The organism is Tahibacter caeni (assembly GCF_024609805.1).
GTDB classification, from domain to species: domain Bacteria; phylum Pseudomonadota; class Gammaproteobacteria; order Xanthomonadales; family Rhodanobacteraceae; genus Tahibacter; species Tahibacter caeni.
The window spans coordinates 1-1,224 of the sequence record NZ_JANFVR010000641.1 but is presented as its reverse complement, the minus strand read 5'-3'; the positions used below and the strand labels follow the sequence as shown (position 1 = coordinate 1,224).

Sequence of the window (1,224 nt, the reverse complement as noted above, 5' to 3'; positions counted from 1 at the left end):
CGTGCGGATCGTCGCGCCGGCCGATGCGCAAGGTCGCCGTATTGCCGCCGCAGCGCGGACAGCGGCCGCCGCAGGCGCAGGCCGCGCGCGGCCGCAGCGGCGGCGTCGTCGGCGTCGGCGCTGCGGCCCGGGAATTCGGCCGCGGCGTGGCCGAGGGCTTCGCGGCGGTCTTCGTCGTGGCGTAGGTCGCGCTCGTCACGGTGTCAGACCCAGATCCGCACGCTGCGCTCGGCGGCGCGGAACCGCACGACGAACGGCACGTCGTAGGCGCGGCCGCTCGCTTCGAGGCGGCTCATCGGAATCGTCACGTGCTGCTCGGCGGGAGAACCGCAGTCGCCGGGACAGAAGTCGATCGCGTCGAACACTTCGTAGTGCGGCGCGATCGAGACGACCACGGAACCGAACACGCCGGGCTCCGCGGTGACCATGCACTGCGTGATCTTGCGATAGTCGTCGCCGGCGTCGCTGCTGCCGATGCCGCCGGCGATGTGACCGGCCACCGACAGCGGATTGCTGTAATTGATCGGGCGGTTCTCCATCTCGTCCCGGGACAGGAACGTTCTCAGGCCGAACATCGTCGTGCCGGCGATCGTGCCGGCGCGCGCGAAGCGCGCCTCGACGAGCCCGAGCACCGCGTCGACGTCGTCGACGGTGTCGCCCGAGCCGCGGAACGCACGCACGACGTAGGAACCTTCGTGGTCGAACACGACGGGCGCGAGGCTGTCGCCGGGACTGCGGTCGAGATATAGCTCGTAGAGGTGCTCGACTTCCGGCCCGTAAGTCGCATAGCCCTCGATGCCGAGCCACCAGGTGCGCAGCCAGTCCTCGGCTTCGTCGGCTTCGGCGGTCGTCGCGTAGGGCGTGCAGAACGTCGCATCGGAACACGAGCGCTGGACGATGCCCGGCGCCGCATCGCGCTGCACGACGTGGGCGAGCTCGTGCGCGATCAGCGCGCGGCCCGCGGAAGTCTGCGGCGCGTAGCGCCCGGCGCCGAACACGATGTCGTTGCCGGTGGTCCACGCCTGCGCGCCGAGGTCGCGGGCCGAACGCGCGGCGGCGGTGTCGTGATGCACGCGCACCGGCGACAGGTCCTTCCCGTAGCGGCGCTGCATCGTGTGGCGCACGGCCGCGTCGAGCGGCTGGCCGGGCGAGGCGAGGGCCGAGTCGACGCTGGGCGGCGCCGGCAACGTCGCCGCCGGCGCAGTGCCGCGCACGGGCGAGGCG

At 72.4% G+C, this 1,224-nt stretch carries 2 protein-coding genes; one reads left to right on the top strand and one right to left on the bottom strand.

All coding sequences use genetic code 11. From position 1 onward, the window contains the following. A partial coding sequence (locus tag NON22_RS24520; protein ID WP_257389599.1) for a hypothetical protein occupies positions 1-185 on the top strand: 185 nt, incomplete at its 5' end. Positions 186-203: 18 nt separating this feature from the next. Here NON22_RS24520 and NON22_RS24515 read toward each other — a convergent pair. Further along, positions 204-1,224, bottom strand: a 1,021-nt coding sequence (locus NON22_RS24515) for an eCIS core domain-containing protein (RefSeq protein WP_257389598.1), incomplete at its 5' end; no start/stop codon positions are given.